13 protein-coding genes are annotated in these 19,893 nt (G+C 72.8%); 6 read left to right on the plus strand and 7 right to left on the minus strand.

The genetic code is table 11. From position 1 onward, the window contains the following. Positions 1-71: 71 nt before the first annotated feature. A complete protein-coding gene (locus ACQP03_RS19875; protein WP_357169279.1) occupies positions 72-551 on the minus strand; it encodes a GNAT family N-acetyltransferase in 480 nt (159 codons plus the stop codon). A gap of 71 nt (positions 552-622) precedes the next feature. On the opposite strand from ACQP03_RS19875, the gene ACQP03_RS19880 reads away from it, so the two are divergent. Beyond that, positions 623-1,531, plus strand: a complete 909-nt coding sequence (locus ACQP03_RS19880; protein WP_357125678.1) for a LysR substrate-binding domain-containing protein — start codon at positions 623-625, stop codon at positions 1,529-1,531. Here the strand turns inward: ACQP03_RS19880 and ACQP03_RS19885 are convergent. Genes ACQP03_RS19885 through ACQP03_RS19895 form a run of 3 tightly spaced genes read right to left on the minus strand, consistent with a single transcriptional unit; the run spans position 1,515 to position 4,076 of the window. Continuing rightward, the gene (locus tag ACQP03_RS19885; protein WP_357125675.1) at positions 1,515-2,069 is read right to left on the minus strand and encodes a DUF5872 domain-containing protein; all 555 of its coding nucleotides are present in this window, start codon (positions 2,067-2,069) and stop codon (positions 1,515-1,517) included. The two genes, ACQP03_RS19880 and ACQP03_RS19885, sit on opposite strands and share 17 nt — an antisense overlap. A gap of 28 nt (positions 2,070-2,097) precedes the next feature. Continuing rightward, a complete protein-coding gene (locus ACQP03_RS19890; RefSeq protein ID WP_433457898.1) occupies positions 2,098-3,384 on the minus strand; it encodes a HAMP domain-containing sensor histidine kinase in 1,287 nt (428 codons plus the stop codon). After that, on the minus strand, positions 3,381-4,076 hold the full coding sequence (locus ACQP03_RS19895; RefSeq protein ID WP_357125669.1) for a response regulator transcription factor: 696 nt from the start codon (positions 4,074-4,076) through the stop codon (positions 3,381-3,383). The genes ACQP03_RS19890 and ACQP03_RS19895 overlap by 4 nt, the downstream gene beginning before the upstream one ends. A 103-nt stretch (positions 4,077-4,179) precedes the next feature. Here ACQP03_RS19895 and ACQP03_RS19900 point away from each other — a divergent pair, with 103 nt between their 5' ends. After that, positions 4,180-4,644 carry a septum formation initiator gene (locus ACQP03_RS19900; protein WP_357125666.1) on the plus strand — a complete coding sequence of 155 codons (465 nt, stop codon included), beginning with the start codon at positions 4,180-4,182 and terminating at the stop codon, positions 4,642-4,644. 57 nt (positions 4,645-4,701) lie between these two features. Here the strand turns inward: ACQP03_RS19900 and ACQP03_RS19905 are convergent, their stop codons facing one another. Continuing rightward, positions 4,702-8,637: a ThuA domain-containing protein gene (locus ACQP03_RS19905; RefSeq protein ID WP_357125663.1), complete on the minus strand. Its 3,936-nt coding sequence runs from the start codon at positions 8,635-8,637 to the stop codon at positions 4,702-4,704. Between the two features lie 150 nt (positions 8,638-8,787). Next, entirely contained in the window at positions 8,788-9,381 is a 594-nt protein-coding gene (locus ACQP03_RS19910) for a hypothetical protein (protein WP_357125660.1), read from the minus strand. A 123-nt stretch (positions 9,382-9,504) separates the two neighbouring features. Between ACQP03_RS19910 and ACQP03_RS19915 the strand changes: the two genes are divergently transcribed. Next, the gene (locus ACQP03_RS19915; RefSeq protein WP_357125657.1) at positions 9,505-10,113 is read left to right on the plus strand and encodes a class I SAM-dependent methyltransferase; all 609 of its coding nucleotides are present in this window, start codon (positions 9,505-9,507) and stop codon (positions 10,111-10,113) included. A 113-nt stretch (positions 10,114-10,226) separates the two neighbouring features. On the opposite strand, the gene ACQP03_RS19920 is transcribed toward ACQP03_RS19915, so the two are convergent. Next, positions 10,227-10,838, minus strand: a complete 612-nt coding sequence (locus ACQP03_RS19920) for a TetR family transcriptional regulator (RefSeq protein WP_357125721.1) — start codon at positions 10,836-10,838, stop codon at positions 10,227-10,229. 66 nt (positions 10,839-10,904) lie between these two features. Here ACQP03_RS19920 and ACQP03_RS19925 point away from each other — a divergent pair, with 66 nt between their 5' ends. From ACQP03_RS19925 to ACQP03_RS19935, 3 genes are all read left to right on the plus strand, one after another. Next, complete coding sequence (locus ACQP03_RS19925; protein ID WP_433457902.1) at positions 10,905-11,846, plus strand: NmrA family NAD(P)-binding protein; 942 nt, start codon at positions 10,905-10,907, stop codon at positions 11,844-11,846. 617 nt (positions 11,847-12,463) lie between these two features. Further along, entirely contained in the window at positions 12,464-13,267 is an 804-nt protein-coding gene (locus tag ACQP03_RS19930) for a thioesterase II family protein (RefSeq protein WP_433457904.1), read from the plus strand. Continuing rightward, a complete protein-coding gene (locus ACQP03_RS19935) occupies positions 13,264-19,890 on the plus strand; it encodes a condensation domain-containing protein (RefSeq protein ID WP_433457906.1) in 6,627 nt (2,208 codons plus the stop codon). The genes ACQP03_RS19930 and ACQP03_RS19935 overlap by 4 nt, the downstream gene beginning before the upstream one ends. Positions 19,891-19,893: the final 3 nt, after the last annotated feature.

The following is a 19,893-nucleotide window of genomic DNA, read 5'->3' on the forward strand; positions in this document are numbered from 1 at the left end:
CGACTACGAGGATCGGCGGAACCGGGATAGCAGCGCGCTGTCCCAACGCTAAGGCCGGGTTAAGCCGGCGGTCAGAGCGCCATCCGCATGAAGACGTCGGCACGGTCGTACGGCGCCAGCGGGATCTGTTCCGCGGCGACGTGCTGGAAGCCGGCCGTTTCGTAGAGGTGTACGGCGTTCGGGAGCTTGGTGCTGCTGCCGAGGAACAGGGTGGCCGCGCCGAGCTCGCGGGCGCGCCCGATCGCGGCCTCGATGAGTTGCCGGCCCAGGCCCCTGCCGCGCAGCGCCGGGGTCACCGCCATCTTCGACAACTCGAAGACGTCCGCCGAGCTGCGTACCAGGGCGACACAACCGACGATCTCCCCGCCGTCGCGCAGGACGAGCACGTCGCCGCCCGGCGCGACGATGGCAGCGAACGGGTCACCGAGCGTCTTACGGTCCGACTCCTCGATGGTGAAGCGGTGGGAGATCCACTCTTCGTTCAGCGTCCGGAAGGCATCGGCCTCCTCGGGGGTCGTCATGGACGTGACGGTCAGCGTGCTCGGATTCATGACCCCGATTCTCCGGCCGCCCTCATTCGAACGTCCAATATCTTGTTTGGACTGATTCGTATCCTCGACGTATGGATCCCGAGTTGCGCCACCTGCGGTACTTCGTCGCGGTCGCCGAGGAGCTGCACTTCGGTCGGGCCGCGGTGCGACTGCGGATGGCCCAGCCGCCGCTGTCGCAGCAGATCCGACAGCTCGAGGCGATGATCGGTACGCCGCTGTTCGTCCGCACCTCCCGGTCGGTGGCGCTGACGCCCGCCGGTGAGGCGTATCTCGTCCGGTGCCGGCGGGTGCTGGCCGCCGTGTCCGACGACGTGCACGAGGCGAGCCGCATCGGGCGCGGGGAGCAGGGACGCTTCGACATCGGCTTCGTCAGTTCGGCCATCCAGCTCGGGCTGGCCGGGCCGATCCGTCGTTTCCGTGAGCGCCATCCGGCCGTCCACCTACGCCTGCACGAGGCGTACACGGCGCAGATCGTCGACCGGCTGTTGAGCGGCGAGGTCGATCTCGGCGTGGTTCGGGACGCGGACGACCACGACGACCTGGTCGGCGTCACCTTCGCCACCGAGTCCTTCGTCGCCGTCCTGCCGGCCGACCACCCGCACGCCCGAAGCCGCGCGATCAACGCGGCGGTGCTGCGGGACGACCCGTTCGTCTTCATCCCGCGAATGGCCGGCGAGCGGGCCTACCAGCGCAATCTCCGGCCGTGCCTGGAAGCCGGCTACACGCCGAGCATCGTCCAGGACGCCGGCAACTGGACCACGGTGGTGCACCTGGTCGCGGCCGGCCTCGGGGTGACGATCGCACCGGCGAGTATCACCGCCGTGACGCCTCCTCCGGTGGCGGTGCTGCCGTTGACCGGCACCGGGGCCACCACCGAGGTGCGGATCCTGCGTCGCCGGGATGACGAGCGGGTCACCGCGACCGGCTTCGGGACCGCAGGGCGATCTCCGGGCCTGCTGGCGGCTAGCCACGCCGGTTGAGTTCCGCCTCCAACCGCTGGACGAGGGTCTTGCGGTCCTTGCCGGCGTGCTCGTTGCGCAGGGCGGTCCGGAGCTGTCGCGTGTCGAGGCCACGGACGAGTTTGCTGGCCTCGGCCACCGACATCTCCGACATCCGGCCGGAGGTGGTGGCGTCGCGTCGTGCCTTCTTGGCCGGGCCGGTGTTGGCCACGTACTGCCGGCCGGTCCGGGACGCCTCCCGCTTCTTGGTGTCGGTCGCGCGTTTCTGGCTCTCGGACATCTCGTCCCAGGCCTTCTTGGGCAGGTAACGGCTCGTCGTGCCGTCCTTGCGGGCCCGGGCGTCGCCCTCCTTCGTCTGCCACTTCTCGTTGCCCCAGCGCTGCAACGCCTTCTGCCGATCGTCCTTTTCGCCCAGGAACGCACCGCCGCGCCGCTTGTACTCCTGCGTCACCAGCTGTGACTTGCGCGCCGACCACTGACCGGGCTTTCCGCCCTTGTCGGACGCCTTGATCTCTTCCTTGATCTGCTCTCTGAGCTCGGGTTTCGTATACCGCGCCATGGGTGGCAGCTACCCGGCAGCGCAGCGGCTATGCCTGGCGCCGCGGTGGCGGGCCGAGCCGCAGCAGCACCTGCGCCCCACCATGCGGGCCGGAGCGCAACTCCAGCCGGCCGCCGCCGGCCTGGGCGGCCCGCCGGGCGATGTCCAGGCCGAGCCCGGTCGAGCCGGCCGCGCTGGCCCCTCGCTTCACGGCGCCCGGCGGCATTCCGGGGCCCTCGTCGGCGACGGTGAGCAGCACCTCGCCGGCGTCGGACACGAGGCGGACCGTGAACGGCGTGCCGTCGGGGGTGTGCGCGAAGACATTGCCGAGCAGGGCGTCCACGGCGGCCGTCAGGTCGTCGGCGGCCACCCCGACGGTCAGCGGGCCGGGGGCCAGGTCGAGGTGGACGGCCCGGCCGGTGTCCTCGGCGAGCACCGACCAGAACGCGACCCGGTCGGCGACGATCGCCGCGGCATCGGAGGCGACCGCGCCCGGCACCGGAGCGCGACGCCAGCGGGCCTGCTCGATCAGCCCGGTGACCGCCCGTTCGAGCCCGTCGGCGGCGGCCGCGATCCGGACCGCGTCGTCCGGGTCGCGCAGTGACTCCGCCTCCAACCGCAGCGCCGTCAGGGGTGTCCGCAGCCGGTGGGACAGGTCCGCGACCTGCTCGCGCTCCTGGATCAGGAGGACCTGGATCCGCCCGGCCAGGTGGTTGAGCGCCCCGGCGACCTCCCGCAGCTCGGCCGGGCCGGCGGGTACGACCCGGGCGTCCAGCTCGGCGTTCGCCAGGCGGTGCGACACGGCGGACAGGTCGCTGATCGGCCGGACCAGCGTGCGCGCCAGCCGGTCGGCGACCGCCAACCCGATCAGCACCAGCACCACACCGAGCAGCGCCAGCACCAGCCAGGCCCGGGTCACCCCGGCGGTCAACTCCTGGCGGGGCACCACGATCCGGATGACGCCCGTGCCGTCCGCCCGGCCCTGCACGGCGATGACCACCTCCCGTCCGGCCGCCGACTCGCCGGTGAGGCTCTGCCCTCGTGCGGCCAGGGCCACCGCGGGCGTACGGGGCGCCTGGGCGCCGAGCACCGTGCCGTCGGGCAGAAACACACTCACCGGACGGCCGGACTCCGCCGCCAACTGCTCGACGGTGAGCCGGATGGTGGGCGCGTCGGCGGTACCGACCACCGGCACGAGGCTCTGCGCGTCGGCGGTGGCCCGTACGGTCGCCCGGTCCTGCGCGACGGTGCGCACCAGCAACGCCAGCGGCACCAGGAACGCGACGAGCGTGAGGACGCTGACCGCGGCTACCAGCAGCGCCAGACGCGCCCTCACGGGCGGGCCGAGGGCGCTTCGAGACGTACGCCGACGCCGCGCACGGTGTGCAGGTAGCGGGGTTGCTGGGCGGTCTCCCCCAGCTTGCGGCGCAACCAGGACAGGTGCACGTCGACGGTCTTGTCGGCCCCGCCGTACGGGATCTGCCAGACCTCGGTGAGCAGCTCGCGTTTGGTGACCACCTGACCGGGTCGCCCGGCCAGGTGGTGCAGCAGGTCGAACTCGCGCGGCGTCAGCTCCACCGGCGTGTCGTCCAGGGTGACCTGCCGGGACCGGGGATCGACCCGCAGACCGCCGACGACGAGGGCCGGGTCCGGCGCGTCGACACCGGCGGGGCCCCGCCGCAGCACCGCGCGGGCGCGGGCGTCGAGCTGCGCGGCGGTGAACGGCTTGACCACGTAGTCGTCGGCGCCCGCGTCGAGGACCCGGACGATCTCGGTCTCGTCGTCACGCGCCGTGGCCACGATGACCGGCACCGAGCTGACCGCGCGCAGCATCCGCAGCAGCTCACGTCCGTCCAGGTCGGGCAGGCCCAGGTCGAGCACCACCAGGTCGGGCCGGTCGTCGAGGGCGTCGCGCAGGCCCGCCATCGCGGTCGAGGCCGCGGCGACCGCGTGGCCGCGTTCCCGCAGGGCACGGATCAGCGGGGTACGGATCGTCAGGTCGTCCTCGATGAGCAGCAGGCGGGCCACAGCAGGCAGGCTAGCCGCTGTCACTGCCGGCGGGGCCCACGTTAACCGTGCCTTAGCCTCCGGATGTGCCGGCGACAACCGTGGATCGGGGATAGTCGGTGGCATGAGCCGTCGTTCGGTCCTCGTCGCCGCCGGGTGGGTGGCCACCGTCGCCGTGGCGACCCTGATCGGGTTGGGCGCGATCCGGCTGGTGGGTGAGAGCATCACCGGCACACCGGGCGGGGTGCGCAGCGAGGCGGAGATCGAGCGGGCGCTCGCCGCGCCGGAGCCGGGCCCGAGTGGCACCGTGGGCGCCGCGCCGGGCGGGCCGTCCACGGCGAGCGCCGCACCGAGCGCCAGCGCCGGGGTCCGCCGGAGTTTCGCCACCGGCGGCGGCACGGCCGTGGCCGAGTGCGGCCCCGACGGGGTACGCCTGGTGTCGTGGGCGCCCGCGCAGGGTTACCGGGTGCACGAGGTGGACCGGGGCCCGGACGACGACGTCGAGGTCACGTTCGAGGGTTCGGCCGGACGGCACGAGTTGAAGGTCCGCTGCATCGGCACCGAACCGGTGGCCGTCGCCGACGACTGACGGAGCCAGCGGCGTGGCCGGCACGGAGAACCGTGCCGGCCACGTCGTGGTGGTGGTTCAGCTCGTGTACGCCTCCACCTCCCAGAGGGAATGGCCGTAGCCGGTCCCCCGGGCCGTGCCGTAGATGCGCAGGTAGCGGCCGTTCGCGCCGAGGCCGCTGTGCTCGTCCACGCCACCGTCGGCGCCGGTCACCGTCTTCACGGTGGTCCAGGTGGTGCCGTCGTTGGAGGTCTGGATCTGGTACGCGCTGCTGTAGGCCGCCTCCCAGGCCAGCTTGACCCGTCCGATCGCGGTCGGGCTGCCCAGGTCGACGCGGATCCACTGCGGGTCGGAGAACGCGCTCGACCAGCGGGTGGCGAGGTTGCCGTCGACGGCCTGCGCGCCGGTCACGTCGGCCCCCTCGCTGCTGGACGTCGTCGTCGGCTTGTTCAGCAGCAGGTTGCCGCCGGTCGGGGTGCCGGTGCCGCCGTACACCTCGAACTCGTAGAGCGAGTAGCCCCACGCCGTGCCGCGGCCGGTGCCGAGGAGCCGGACGTACCGGCCGGAGCCGGTGAGCCCGGTCAGGTCGTCCACCCCGCCGTCGCCGCCGGTCACCGTGCGGATCGTGGTGAAGGTGACGCCGTCGGTCGAGGTCTGGATCTGGTACGCGCTGCCGTACGCGGCCTCCCAGGTCAGCTTGACCCGGCTGAGGGCGTACGTCGCGCCCAGGTCCACGTCGATCCACTGTGGGTCACCGAAGGCGCTGCCCCAGCGGGTGCCGGCCACACCGTCGAACGCGTTGGCCGCGACGAAGGCGCCCTCGAAGCTGGAGGCCCGCGCCGGCTTGCCCCTGGCCAGGTTGGTGCCCGTGCCGGGATCCGGGTCCGGGTCCGGGCCGGGACCGCCGGGGCTGGTGGAGAGGGTGAACTCGTCGATGTCGAACCACGGCCCGGCACCCTTGAAGACCAGGTACAGGGTGCGGGTGCCGGTCGGCGCGGTGACCCCGCCGGTGACCGTGGCGAAGTTGGCGTACCCGCCGGTGGAGGTGACGGTCGCCGAGCCGACCAACTGCCCGGTGGGTGAGTCGACGCGCAGCTCCAGCGTCCCGCCGCCGCCGGCCGGCGCGCCGACCCGGGCGCTGAACGACTGGATGCCGGTCAGGTTGTACGGACGGAACGAGATCCAGTCGTTGTTGTCGATGTAGCCGACGGCGGCACCGCCGTGCCCGGCCGCCCCGGCGACGATCTGGACGCCGGACGAGTCACCGAAGTGCTCGGCCTGGCGGATGCGGGGTTGCAACACCGCCTGGGTGTGCGTGGTCAGCGCCGGCTGGCCGCCTCCGCCCAGGTCGGTGTACTCGGCGTCGATGATGCCGAAGATGTTCGCCGCGGTGTCGTGCTCGCCGTCGGCCGAGGTCTGGATGACCCCGGTGCAACCCTGCGCGCTGGCGAGCTGGTGGCCGTGCGAGTCGTGCCCGAGGACGTAGTTCACCTTCACCCGGGCGCAGTTGATGGTGCCGTCCTGGGCGTCGGTGACCGTGACGGAGAACGGGATCGCGTCTCCGAAGGTGAAGGTCTGCCCGTTCAACGGGGTGTTCACGGTGACCACCGGGGCGCTGTTGCCGACGGTGACGACCACGCTCGCGGTGGCGGTCTTGCCGGTGGTGTCCCGCACGGTCAGCGTCGGGCTGCGGGTGCCGTTGGTGGTGTACGTGAAGCTGGGGTTCGCGGCGGTCGAGTCGGTGGTGCCGTTGTTGTCGAAGTCCCAGGCGTAGGTGAACGGGTCACCGTCCGGGTCGAGGGTGCCGGCCGAGGAGAAGGCCACGGTCAGCGGCGCGGTGCCGCTGGTGGGGGTGGCGGTGACTTTCGGTACGGGCGCGCGGCCGCCGCGGGCGTACTCGATGCGGTAAAGCGCCGAGTTGGCGTCGCCGTTGAACCAGCCGGTGCCGTAGTCGAGCACGTAGAGCGCGCCGTCCGGGCCGAACTCCATGTCCATGACCTGGGTGCCGGTCCACGGGAACGGGTGGATCTTCAGTGGCTGACCGCTGGAGTCGAGCTTGACGTTCTTGATCCAGCGGCGGCCGAACTCGCCCGCGAAGAAGGTGCCGTCGTAGTACTGGGGGAACGCCACGGGCGAGGTGTTGTTCGGGTCGTACCGGTAGACCGGGCCAGCCATCGGCGACAGGCCACCGCCGGTGAACTCGGGCGGCGAGCCGGAACCGCCGTACGGCAGCCAGGCCGGGATCGCCGGCGGGAGCTGGGTGATGCCGGTGTTGTTGGGCGAGTTGTTGACGGGCCCGCCGGCGCAGTTGAACTTCGCCCCGGACGGCCCGGACGGGAAGGTGTAGTCGTTGTAGGCGTCGTTGCGGGCGGTGCAGTACGGCCAGCCGTAGAAGCCGGGCCGGTCGATCCGGGCGAACTCGACGTTGCCCGCCGGACCCCGGTTCGGGTCGGCGGTGCCCGCGTCGGGTCCGTAGTCACCGAGGTAGACGATGCCGGTGGCCTTGTCCACGCTCATCCGGAACGGGTTGCGGAAGCCCATGGCGTAGATCTCCGGGCGGGTCCGGGCCGTGCCGGGCGCGAACATGTTCCCGGCCGGGATGGTGTAGCCGCCCGCCGCGCTCGGCTTGATGCGCAGCACCTTGCCGCGCAGGTCGTTGCTGTTCGCCGAGGTGCGCTGCGCGTCGAAGGCCGGGTTGCGGCCGGACCGCTCGTCGATCGGGGTGAAGCCGGCCGAGTCGAACGGGTTGGTGTCGTCCCCGGTGGACAGGTAGAGGTTGCCGGCCGCGTCGAAGTCCATGTCGCCGCCGACGTGGCAGCACATGCCCCGGCTGGTGGGCACGTTGAGAATCAGGGTCTCGCTGGCCAGGTTGATGGTGTTGTCGGCGTTCACGGTGAAGCGGGACAACCGGTTGACCCCGTCCCAGACGGCGAAGTCGGCCGGCGTGCCGGTGGCCGGCGCCCCGCCCCCGGGGGTGCTCAACGGGGGCGCGTAGTACGCGTATACCCAGCGGTTGGTGGCGAAGTTGGGGTCGGCCTTGATGCCCTGGAGCCCCTCCTCGTCGCCGCTGTAGACGGCGAGGGTGCCGGCGACCTTGGTGTTGCCGGCGGCGTCGGTGTGCCGGATCACGCCATCGCGGGAGGTGTGCAGCACACCCCGGTCGGGCAGGACGGTCAGGCTCATCGGCTCGCCGGTCTCGGCCGCGCCCTTGGCCAGCGCCACCTGCTGGAATCCCGTGGTGACCGTCGCGCCGCAGTCGGCGGTGACCGCCCCGGCGGCGGTCTGGATGCCGCCGAGCAGGTGCTGCCGGAAGGCCGCGTCGGTGTACGAGGCGTCGGTGTGGCCGAGGCCGGTGTACCAGGCCCGGCCGCCGGAGTAGTTCTGGCACCAGGAGATCGGGTGGTCGTACCCCATGCTGCCGCCGGTGTAGGTGCTCTCGTCGAGGGTGGCCAGCACGTGCACGGTGCCCCGGGGGTTGGCGCGGTAGTTGTACAGCTCGTCGAAGCGGCTCCACCGCTGCGGCAGCCCCTTGGTGGACGGGTGCACCTGGTCGGCGACCGTCACGGTGGCGGTCTGCTCGGCCGGGTGCGAGGCGAAGTACGCGCCGACGAGCCCGCCGTACCAGGGCCAGTCGTACTCGGTGTCGGAGGCGGAGTGCACGCCCACGTACCCGCCGCCGGCCGTGATGTAGCGCTCGAAGGCCGCCTGCTGGGTGGCGTTGAGCACGTCACCGGTGGTGGACAGCCAGATCACCGCCGCGAACCGGGCCAGGTTGGCGTCGGTGAACTGGCCGGCGTCCTCGGTGGCCTCGACGGTGAAGCCGTTGGCCGCGCCGAGTTGCTGGATCGCCGTGATGCCGGGGGTGATCGAGCCGTGCCGGAATCCGGCGGTCTTGCTGAAGACCAGGACGGTGAACGGAGCGGCGCTGGCCGCGGGTGGCGTGGCGACGACGCCGCCCAAGACGAGGATCGCGCTCAACACAGCGCCGAGCCATGCTCTCGGGGATCTGCGCACGGATTGGTCCTTTCGCGGGACGACGTGCGCCGATCACGCCGGTGGGGGTGTGCATGCATCGTTACGGGTCGATTACCACCTCGTCAAGGACTTCCGCACTATCCGAGAGAGCGTTATCTCGGCAGCTCAGGGCGACTGCGGCAAGAAAGATCAGATTACGGTTTCCGCGCGGTCCCGCGCGGCGTCCCGGCGCAGCGCCGGCAGCGTCGGCGCGAGCGCCACCGCCATACACAGGCCGCCGAGCGGCAGCAGGTCGAGCGTGACGGCCGGTAGGACGATGCCGACGAGCAGCAGGGCCACGCTCCACCAGGGCAGCCGCCGGTGCGCCGCGAGCATGCCCGCGAGGACGAGCAGACCGAGGAAGAACAACTGCGGTACGACGTCGTAGAACAGCACCTCGACGCCGGGCACGTCCTTGAAGTCCGCGCCGAGCGCCGACATCTCCGCCCGGTCGGCGGCCAGCAGACCCTCGACGATGTCGGCGCCGAACTGCACCATCGTGGCGGCGAGCCCGACCAGCGTGACGGCCACGACCGACGTACGCCACGGACCGGGGCGTAGCAGGCCGGCCAGCGCCAGCACCACCGGCACGAACAACACCATGCCGGCGAGGCCGACCAGGTGCGCGGCCTGCCAGTCGAACCCGGGACCATACGTCCCGTCGGACCTACCCCACAGGCGGACGAGCCCGTAGCCCACGATGCAGGCCGGACCGGTGATCACGAAGAATGCGGCGCGTCTCATGATCACCATCATCTGGCCGTCCACACCCGTCCAGCCTCCGGGCGCAGCCCCGGTACGGCCCCGGTTTCCGCCTCAGGTCTTCCACCGAGCAACCCTGATCCCGGTGGTCTCTATAGTCGCGCGGTGAGCATGGAACGGGTACGGCAGGCGTACGCCTCGGTCGCGGATCTCTACATCGAACTGTTCGGCACGCGTGAGCAGGTCGACCCCGACGACCTCGCCCTCATCGGCCGGCACCTGGCGGGTCGACCCGGGAAGGTGCTCGACCTGGGTTGCGGCCCCGGCCACCTCACCGACTACCTGCGGTCGTCGGGCGTCGACGCCACGGGCATCGACGTGGTCCCCGAGTTCGTCGCCCACGCCCGTGCGACGTATCCGAGCGGCAACTACCGCCTCGGGTCGTTGGGCGACCTCGACGTGGCCGACCACTCCGTCGCCGGCATCCTGGCCTGGTACTCACTGATCCACCTGCCGCCGGAGCGCCTCGACGGCGTGCTGACCACGTTCCGGCGTGCCCTGGCCCCGTCCGGGAGGTTGGTGCTGGGCCTCTTCTCCGGCGACGAGGTCGACGCCTTCGACCACAAGGTCATGACCGCCTACCGTTGGCCGGTCGACGAGATCGCCGCGCGGCTGGCGCGCGCCGGCTTCACCGAGGTCGAGCGTTTGGAGCGCCCCGACGGTGGCGCCCATCGGCCGCACTTCGCCATCGCGGCGGTCACCATCGACGGGTGAGCGTACGGCGCCTCCTCAGCCGTGTCGGGAAATGCGGCGAGGCGACCGGATCGCCGGTCGGCCAGCCGCCTGGACGCATTGCGGGGCTGTTCTGTGTGCCGCTGCGCGGCGGGCTAGGAGACGCCCGTTCCATGGCGCAGTTGGGCGAAGGCTCGGTCTGCGTCGGCGATCGCCTCGGGTTGCACGTCGTGTGCGGTTCGCCCATCGGCGATCCTCTGCCAGTTGGTCCGGGCCAGGACGCGGTGAACCGCGATCACCTGGGCGGCCTGCAGTAGGGCGTCGATGCCCGGGCCGAGGGCCGCAGCCAGCGCCTCCTCATCGTCGAGCAGGTACTGCGTGAGCCGTCCCGCCAGGCTCGGGGTGGTGAACACCAGCCGATGAAACGCCACCACCTCGGGATGATCATTGAGGCCGGTGACCGGCTCGAAGCGATCGAGACCGGCTCGGAAATGCCGGTGCAGGGCTGTCATCGGCGCGATGTCGGGCCGACGGTCGCGCACCACACGTGCGGCCTCGCCGTTGTGGTCCGCGAAACGGTGCAGGACCAGGTCTTCCTTGGTGGCGAAGTAGCGGAAGAGGGTCGGTTTCGACACCTCGGCCGCGACGGCGATGTCGGAGACCGATACCTGCTCGAACCCGCGCGCCAGGAACAGCGAGATCGCCGCGTCGGCGATCGCGTCCCGCGTACGCAGCTTCTTGCGGGCGCGTAGCCCGACAGGCTCCATCACCGTGTCAGACTAACATTCGTTACCGGGTTGCTTTTTTAACTCGGTAACGGTTTCATGGAAGCCATGGAACAGGTAGACACCCCGATGCACTCCGTCAACCAGGGCGAGGTCGCCGCGACACCCCTAGGAGGACCTCCGGTACTTGTCACTGGGGCGACCGGCCGCATCGGGCGCAGCGTCGTCGATCTGCTGACCGATGCGGGTGTGCCGGTCCGCGCCCTCGTGCGCCGCTCCGAGACGGCGGCGACACTGCCCGCCAACGTCGAGATCGTCACCGGCGATCTCACCGTGCCCGAATCGCTCGACGACGCACTGCACGCCGTCAGCACGGTCTTCCTGGTCTGGACCGCTCCGGCGCAGACCGCGGCGGCGGTCGTGGACCGGCTGGCCGCCCAGGCGCAGCGGGTCGTCTACCTGTCCGCACCACACCAGACCCCGCACCCGTTCTTCCAGCAACCGAACCCGATGGCGGCGTTGCACGCGGAGATCGAGCGGCTCATCTCGGCCGCCGGGCTCGACTCGACGATCATCCGACCAGGGATGTTCGCGTCGAACGCCCTCCTCTGGTGGGCCGCCGCCATCCGTGGCAACGGCGTGGTCCGGTGGCCGTACGGCGCGGCCGAGACAGCCCCCGTTGACGACCGAGATGTGGCCGAGGTCGTCGCGCGCACCCTGTACGAGGACGGGCACGCTGGCGGTGACTACGTCCTGACCGGCCCCGAATCACTCAGTCAAGCTCAACAGGTAAGCATCATCGGTGACACGCTGGGGCGCCCGATCGCGTTCGAGGAACTGTCGCCCGACGACTTCCGGCGCGAGACTCCGGAAGCCGCGCGCGCGGCAGTGGACATGCTCCTCGCCGCGTGGGACGCCACGACGGGACACCCGGCATACATCACGTCCACGATATTCGACATCCTCGGAACACCACCGCGAACGTTCCGCCAGTGGGTCACGGACCACGCCACCGCCTTCACCGAGCATCCCCACCCACGGAACCCCTGACCACCCTCGACGTCAGCTGACCAGTACCGAACGGCGGATTTCTCGTTCCACTGGCGGCGCGGCGCAGGGGGCGAAGCGGCTCGACCATCCCCCGTCCGGCATCCCGTCGAGGGCCAACAGCTCGAACACGTTGCCATCGTGGCTGACCGGAAGCGGGCCGGCGGCCGTCGAAGTAGGTGCGCCAGATGTATTCGTCGGTCCACGTCACCCGGAGGCCCTGACGACGTGAAAAAGGTAGGCGTCCGAGATCGCGTCCAGCCGCGCCGACCCGTCCTCGCGCAGATCGATCCGGTCGCCGGAGGATCCGCACCAGGTACCCGTCAGGTCAGCCTTCGTAGGCTGTGGCGGAGGGGTCGAGGGCGCACAGCCGACCAGATTGGGCGCTGAGTCGTAGTCGCTCGGCTGTTCTTGCCGCCTCTTGGATCGGGGTGGTTGTTGCGGTCGGCGCAGTTGACGACCAGACCGCGAGCGAGGTTCTGAAGCCCTGCCCGCTTCTCGTTGCCGCCGTATTCGTTGACGTTCAAATCCACCTCACGCGTCGCGCGCAGCGGACACCGCGAGGAACCCTCAGCCGACGCTAAGACCGCTCTCACGGCCCGTTCCTAACGTGTGCGGGCATGGCGACACCACCCGTATCCCCGCCGACGACCGCCGACGTCACCTCCTGGCTGACCTGCGTCGCGCCCCGCCCGGCCGCCCGGCTGCGGCTCGTGTGCCTCCCGTACGCCGGTGCCGGCGGCGGCGCGTACCGGCCGTGGGCCGCGCTGCTGGGCGACGACGTGGAGGTGTGGGCCGCGCAGTTGCCCGGCCGTGAGCGTCGGCTGGCCGACCCGCCGCTGAGCACGATGGACGAGGTGGCGACGCCGCTTGTCGACGCGATCGTCGCGCGGGTGCCGACGCCGTTCGCGATCTTCGGGCACAGCATGGGTGGCCTGATCGGGTACGAGGTGGCGGCCCGCCTGGTCGCCCGGGGCGGCCCGGTACCACAGCGGCTGGTGGTCTCGGCGGCCCGTCCGCCGCGCGACGCCGCGCCGCTCGGCACGGCACACCGCCTCGACGACGCGGCGCTGACCCGCTGGCTGCACGACCTCGGCGGGATACCCGACGAGGTGCTCACCGACCCCGGTCTGCTGGAACTGATCCTGCCGACCGTGCGGGCCGACCTGAGCGTGGTCGCGTCCTACCGCCCGACGACCGTGCCGCCGCTGCCGCTGCCCGTGGACGCGGTGGCGGCCGCCGACGATCCCCTGGTCGCCCCGGACGAGGTGGCCGGCTGGGCGGCCTGCACCGCGGCCGGTTTCTCGCTGACCGTCGTCCCCGGAGGCCACCTCTACCTGCACGACACGCCTCCCCCGCTGTCCCGCCTGCTCGACGGCGGGCTGGCCGCCGACCGCGCGTACGTCGAAGGGGCCACCCGATGACCCAGGACCTGCACCCGGACCTCGCCGACCTCACCCCCGAGCAGCGGGAGCTGCTGGCCCTGCGGCTGCGCCAGAGCCGCGCCGGCCAGAGCCAAGCCGGCCAGGCCCGCGCCGGTCGCGCCGATCCGACACCGACTCCCGCGACGGCGGCCTACCCGCTCTCCTTCACTCAGGAGCAACTCTGGTTCCTGGACCGGTTGGAGCCCGGCACGCCGGTCTACAACGTGCCCTTCGCCGAGCGGATCACCGGTCCGCTCGACGTCGCGGCGCTGCACCGGGCGGTCAACGCGGTGGTGGCCCGGCACGACGCGCTGCGGGTCGTCTTCGCGACCGTCGACGGCGTCGTCACCCAGCGGGTGTCGGACGCGCTGGAGCTGCCGTTGCCGCTGCTCGACCTGACCGGGCTCCCCGCGTCGGAGCGGGAGGCAACGGCCGAGCGGGAGATCGCGGCGCACGCGGCGGTCCGCTTCGACCTGACCAGCGGGCCCCTGCTCGCGGCCCGGCTGGTCGCCCTCGCGGACCACGAGCACCTGTTGCTGGTGACCGCGCACCACATCGTCTTCGACGCCTGGTCGGCGGGTGTGTTCGTCGAGGAGCTGGTGCGCTGGTACGGCGAGTTCGCCGGGGACGCCCCGGCCGGGTTGCCCGCGCTGCCCACCCGGTTCGTCGCGCACGTCGCCGCCCGCCGCCGGCCGGAGGCCGAGCGGGAGCTGGCGGGTCACCTGGCGCACTGGCGGGAACGACTCGCCTCGGCGCCGGCCCGGTCCACGCTGCCGCCGGACCGGCCCCGGCCGCCGGTGCAGACCCACCGGGGCCGGAGCCTGCCGTTCACCGTCGACGCCGAGCTGACCGACGCCCTCGGCGGGTTGGCCCGCCGCGCCGGAGCCACCGTCAACGCGGTGGTCCTCGCCGGGCTGACCGCCCTGCTGCGCCAGGCCACCGGCCAGGACGACCTGCTGCTCGGGATGCCCGCCGCCGGCCGGGCGAGCACCGATCTGGAGCCGCTGATCGGCTGCTTCGCCACCATGCTGGTGCTGCGCGTGGACACCACCGGTGACCCGAGCGTCCGCGACCTCGTCCGCCGGGTGCACCGGACGGTGAGCGAGGCGTACGCCCACCAGGAGGCCCCGTACGCGCGGGTGGTGGAGGAGGTCCGCCCGGTCCGCGATCCCAGCGTGAACCCGCTCTTCCAGGTGCTGGCGACCATGACCGACGGCGGCGTACGGCAGCGGCAGGCGGCCGGTGCGACGTTCCGTCCGGTGCCGGCGGAGAGCGGGCTCACCGACTTCGACCTTTTCGTCAGCCTGACCGTCGAGGGTGACCGGATCGACGGCGCGGTCGACTTCAACGCCGACCTGTACCTCGACGAGACGATCGCCGCGACCGTGGGCCGGCTGCCGGAGCTGCTCCGCGCCATGGCGGACGACCCGGACCGCCCGTTGTCGCAGGTGCCCGGCCTGCGCCGGCACCGGATCGCCCTGGCGGCCACCTTCACCGTGGACCCGCTGCGCGACCCGGTGGAGTTCTGGCTGCGCTTCCTGCGCGTACCCGCGTCGGTGGAGCTGGTCGGGTACGGCCAGCAGGTGGCCCACCTGCTGGCCGGGCCGACGGCCGACGCCACGGTCTGCCTGCTGCGCTTCGAGGACTGGCTGCGCCGGCAGGACCACACCGCCGGGGCCCTCGACGCGGCGATGGACGACCTCGACGCGGCGGTGGCGGCGTACCGACGGCGGACCGACGCACCACTGCTGCTTGTGGTGTGCCCCGCGTCGCCGCGCGCCGCCAACCGGCTCGGCGAGCGGTCCGGCCGCCTCGACGACCGGCTGGCCGCGTTGGCCGCCCGTACGCCGGGGGTCCACGCGGTCTGGGCCGCCGACCACGTCAGCGCCTACCCGGTGAGCGAGATCAGCGACGAGCGCGCGGACGAGTTGGGCCACGTGCCGTACACGGGCGAGTACTTCGCGGCGCTGGGCACGATCGTGCTGCGTGAGCTGCGGCGGCTCGCCGGCCAGCCACGCCGCCTCGTGCTCGTCGACGACGAGCGGTTGCCGCTCGACCGGCTCGCCGACGCGCTGCCCGGTCACGAGGTGCGGGCGTACACGGCGGAGGCGCTGGCCGCCGCCGATCCGGCCACCACGATGGTCCTGGACACCGACCCGCAGGCCGTGGCGGCGCTGCGCGGCGCATACCCGGGCGTGCTGGCGTTGGCCGTGCCCACCGGCGCAGCGGACCTGCGCCGGCAGCTCGCCCACGTCTGGGCGCTGGACCCGCCGCTGGCGAGCGCCGGCCCGAATGAGCTGTGCACGACGATCGGATCGGAGCGGGCCGCGTACGTCGTCGAGGAGCTGAGCACCGCCGCGGCGGTCGCCGAGCGGAGCCGTCCGGCGCGCGCCGCCACGACGGACGACGGCGAGGTGGTCGCGCCGCGCACCGCCACCGAGGAGCGGCTCGCCGGCCTCTGGGCCGCCGCGCTCGGCGTCGAACAGGTCGGCGTGACGAGCGACTTCTTCGGCCTCGGTGGACACTCGCTGCTCGCCACCGGGCTGCTGTCGCAGGTACAGGCCGAGTTCGGCCGGGAGGTGTCGCTCTACACCCTGTTCACCAACCCGACGGTGGCCGGGCTCGCCGCCGTGCTGGACGCCGATGAGGACGCCACCGCGCTCGCCCCGCTCACCCCCGCCCCGGCGGGTACGCCGGCCGTGGCGTCCTCGGCGCAGGAACGGCTCTGGGCGCTCGACCAGCTCGGCGACGACGTGGTCCGGCACAACACCACGGCCGCCGTCGAGCTGCGCGGCGACCTCGACACGACCTCGCTGCGCCGGGCGTTCGAGGACGTGCTGGGCCGACACGAGGTGCTGCGGACCACCTTCCGGGGCCGTGACGGCGAACCCGAACCCGTCGTGCACCCGCACGTCGACCCGTGGCTGGAGACGCTGGACCTGACCGCGCTGCCGGCGGCGAAACACGCCCGTGCGCTGCGCCGGGCGGCCGCCGAGCTGGCCGCGCACCGGTACGACCTGGGGACCGGCCCGCTGGTGCGGGCCCGCCTGCTGCGGCTGCCCGACCAGCGCTGGCACCTGCTGCTCGGCATGCACCACATCGTCTGTGACAACACCTCGTGGAGCATCCTGCTCGACGAGCTCGCCGCCCGGTACGCCCACCACGCCACCGGCGTCGACCGGCCACTGCCGCCGCTGCCCGTGCAGTTCACCGACCACGCCCGACACCAGCGCGACTGGCTGGCGTCGGCCGCCGTCGAGCCGCACCTGACGTACTGGCGCAAGCGGCTGGCCGACGCGCCGCCGCTGCTGGACCTGCCCACCGACCAGCCCCGCCCCGACGAGCGCTCGGACGTCGCCGGGTACCAGGCCCAGCGGCTGGGCGTCGGGCTCGGCGCAGCCGTGCGGGAGCTGGCCCGGGTGGAGGGGGTCACCCCGTTCGCCGTCCTGCTGGCCGGTTTCGCGGCCCTGCTGCACACCGAGAGCGGGCAACCGGACCTGGTGCTCGGCACGCCCACCGCCGGCCGGGAACGCGCCGAACTCGCGCCGCTGATCGGGTGCTTCGCCGACCTGCTGCCGTTGCGGATGGACGTGGCGGGACGGCCCACGTTCCGGCAGCTCGTGACCCGGGCCCACCGCACGGCCCGGGAGGCGTACCGGCACCAGGGGCTGCCGTTCGCGACCATCGTGGAGGCGCTGCGGCTACCCCGGCAGGCCGCGTACCACCCGCTGTTCCAGTGCGTGCTCAACGTCCTCGACGGCTCCGACGAGCTGCCGGAGTTCGCCGGGCTGACCGCCACGCCGGTCGAGGTGCCGAGCGTCGGTGTCGACTTCGACCTCTTCCTCAGCGTCACCTGGCAGGGCGACGACCTGCACGCCGACCTGGCGTACCGGGCCGACCTGTTCAGCCCGGAGCGGATGGTCCGGCTGTTGACCGGGCTGGCGAAGGTGCTCGACGACGGGGTGCGTCGACCGGACACGCCGATCGGCGCGGGTCGACGTGCGCCCGTCTCGCGGCGGTCGACACCGCCCGCGCCCCGGCTGGTGGTCGGCGGCACCGTCGAGGTTCCGCAGCTCGCCCAGGCCGTCCGCTTCTGGGCCGGGTTGCTCAACCTGCCGCACACCCTCGAACAGCTCGCGCCCGGCGCGCTGCTGCGGCTGCTGCGCGACCCGGCCGCCGGCCTGGCGACCGGCCGGCGCGACCGCAACGCGCTGGTCCTGCGCTGGGAGGACCGGCTCACACCCGGTCCGCTCGCGGCGGGCATCGTCGGGCTGCGCGACTTCCTCGCCGAGCTGCTGGCGGCGCTGGACGTGCACCGGGCGCACAGCGTGGCGGCGCTGACGATCGCCATCTGCCCGCCGTCGCCGCCGTACCGGACGTCGCCGTACACCGCCGTCTTCGCGGAGCTGACCGCGCGGCTGGCCCAGGCCCGGCCGGACGTCGACGTCGTCTCCGTGGCGGCGTGGGCGCGGCGCTACCGGGTGCCCGAGCTGCCCGGCGACGCCTGGTCGCCGGAGCTGGCGGCGGTCACCGCGACGCTGCTGGTGCGGCGGGCGGTGCGGCATCCCGCGCTGCGCCGGCTGGTCGTGCCGGCCGGCCCGGCGCACCGGCAGGCGGAGCTGGCACGGCTGCTCGCCGCCCAGGCCCACGCCGGGCGCGAGGTGCTGCTCACCACGACGCCGCAGCGCGCCGAGCTGTCCGCGCTGGTCACCGCCGGGATCATCGGGTACGCCCCGACGCCTCCCACCGACGCGGCCACCCTGCTCCTGCATCCGGCCAGCACACCCGCGCCGCCGGACGTCCCGGCGCTGCCCGTCGACGAGCGGGTCGGGCCGGTGGAGCTGCTACGGGGTCTCTGGTCGCTCGACGCCGGGACCACCGTGGACGGGAACGCGCCCGTCGACCGGATCCCCGCCGGCCTGCTGGCCGAGGTCGCCACCGAGTTGGCCGATGCGGCGGCGGTGCGCGGCGCGGTCACCGACGGGTACCGGCGCTCGGCCGACCGGGCCGCCGCCGCGCCGCGCACCGACCGGGAACGCCAGCTCGTGGCGATCTGGTCGGAGCTGCTGCGGACCAACCAGCTCGGCATCACCGACGACTTCTTCGCCTCCGGCGGCGACTCGCTGCTCGCGATGCAGCTCGTGGCCCGCTGCGCGGCCGCCGACATCCACCTCACCCCGCGACAGCTCGTCCGCCACCCCACGGTGGCCGAGCTGGCCGCCAGCCTCGGGGAGGCCACCGCGACGCCGAACGCCGAACAGGGCGAGGTGCACGGCGACGCCCCGCTGACCGGCGCGCAGCGCTGGTTCACCGACGTCATCGCCCCCTGCATGGGTCGGCCCGCCCTGTTCAACCACCCCTACTACCTCGAGCTGGCCCGGCCGCTCCCGGTCGGCCTGGTCCGCGAGGCGGTACGTCGGCTGGTGGCCCAGCACGACGCGCTGCGGCTGCGCCTGACCCGGCAGGCGGACGGGAGCTGGCGTCAGCGCCACGGCGACCCGGCCGACGCCGTGCCGTTCGTCAGCCACGACCTGACCGGGCTCGCCGTCGACGAGCGGAAGGCGGCGGTCGAGGCCCACTGCGCCGAGGCGCAGACCGCGCTGGACCTCGAATCCGGCCCGCTGGCCCGGGTGGCGCACTTCCGGCTCGGCCCGGAACTGCCCGACCGGCTGCTGCTCGTCAACCACCATCTCGTCGTCGACGCGGTCTCCCGGGGGGTCCTGCTGGCTGATCTGGAGACGCTCTGCGACCAGCTCGAACGTGGTGTCGAGCCGACGCTGCCGGCCAAGACCACGTCGTACCGGGACTGGGCGCGGCGACTGGCCGGGTACGCGGGTTCGCCGGAACTGCGCGAGCAGGTGCCGTTCTGGCTGGCCCAGGCCGACGAGGGGGTGCTGTCCCGGTTGGCCGACGAGCCGTCCGCCACGCCGTTCCGCCTCGGTGACCTGGGCCTGGCCACCGTGACCCTGGACGAGGCCGCGACCCGGGGACTGCACGCCGCCGCCCGTCGACTGCGCGCCAGCGTGCGGGACCTGCTCGTGTGGGCGGTGGTGGACACCGTCGCGGGGCGTACCGGCGGCGCGGTCACCGTCGCCACGACCGGCCACGGCCGGGAACCGCTCTTCGACGACGTCGACGTGAGCCGTACGACGGGCTGGTTCCAGGTGCTCTACCCGTTGCGCCTGGAGCTGCCCGCGACCGCCGACGCGACCCGCTCGGTCCGCTCGGTGATCCGCCAGCTCGGCCGGGTTCCGGACAACGGCATCGGCTACGCGCTGCTGCGTCACCTCTGCCCGGACGACGAGGTGCGCGCCCGGCTGGCCGCCACCGCCGCGCCGATGGTGGCGGTCAACTACATGGGCGGGTACGGCTTCGACGACGTCGCCCCGGCCAACCAGCTCCTCGACGTCTGCGCGGCGCCGTTCGGACCGACCGAGGACCCCGACGGGCACTGGCCCTTCCCCTTCGACGTGACGGGGTCGCTCACCGGCCCCACGCTGCGCGTCGATCTGAGCTATGCCACTCCGGCCTTCCGGCCGGAGACCGCCCAGAACCTGCTCGACGGCATCCGACAAGGCCTGTTGCGCCTGGCCGGACGCCCCGGGCAACCGCCACGGCAGTAGGAG

The sequence above is a fragment of the Micromonospora sp. CA-248212 genome (assembly GCF_050948405.1).
In the GTDB taxonomy this organism is placed as follows: Bacteria; Actinomycetota; Actinomycetes; order Mycobacteriales; family Micromonosporaceae; genus Micromonospora.

Bases quoted from the DNA above. Each gene is read 5' to 3' on its own strand.
- ACQP03_RS19935 (WP_433457906.1), top strand. From the start codon at position 13,264: ATGACCCAGGACCTGCACCCGGACCTCGCCGACCTCACCCCCGAGCAG.
- ACQP03_RS19875 (WP_357169279.1), bottom strand. From the start codon at position 551: ATGAATCCGAGCACGCTGACCGTCACGTCCATGACGACCCCCGAGGAG.
- ACQP03_RS19920 (WP_357125721.1), bottom strand. From the start codon at position 10,838: ATGGAGCCTGTCGGGCTACGCGCCCGCAAGAAGCTGCGTACGCGGGAC.
- ACQP03_RS19900 (WP_357125666.1), top strand. From the start codon at position 4,180: ATGAGCCGTCGTTCGGTCCTCGTCGCCGCCGGGTGGGTGGCCACCGTC.
- ACQP03_RS19880 (WP_357125678.1), top strand. From the start codon at position 623: ATGGATCCCGAGTTGCGCCACCTGCGGTACTTCGTCGCGGTCGCCGAG.
- ACQP03_RS19910 (WP_357125660.1), bottom strand. From the start codon at position 9,381: ATGAGACGCGCCGCATTCTTCGTGATCACCGGTCCGGCCTGCATCGTG.
- ACQP03_RS19930 (WP_433457904.1), top strand. From the start codon at position 12,464: ATGGCGACACCACCCGTATCCCCGCCGACGACCGCCGACGTCACCTCC.
- ACQP03_RS19925 (WP_433457902.1), top strand. From the start codon at position 10,905: ATGGAACAGGTAGACACCCCGATGCACTCCGTCAACCAGGGCGAGGTC.
- ACQP03_RS19885 (WP_357125675.1), bottom strand. From the start codon at position 2,069: ATGGCGCGGTATACGAAACCCGAGCTCAGAGAGCAGATCAAGGAAGAG.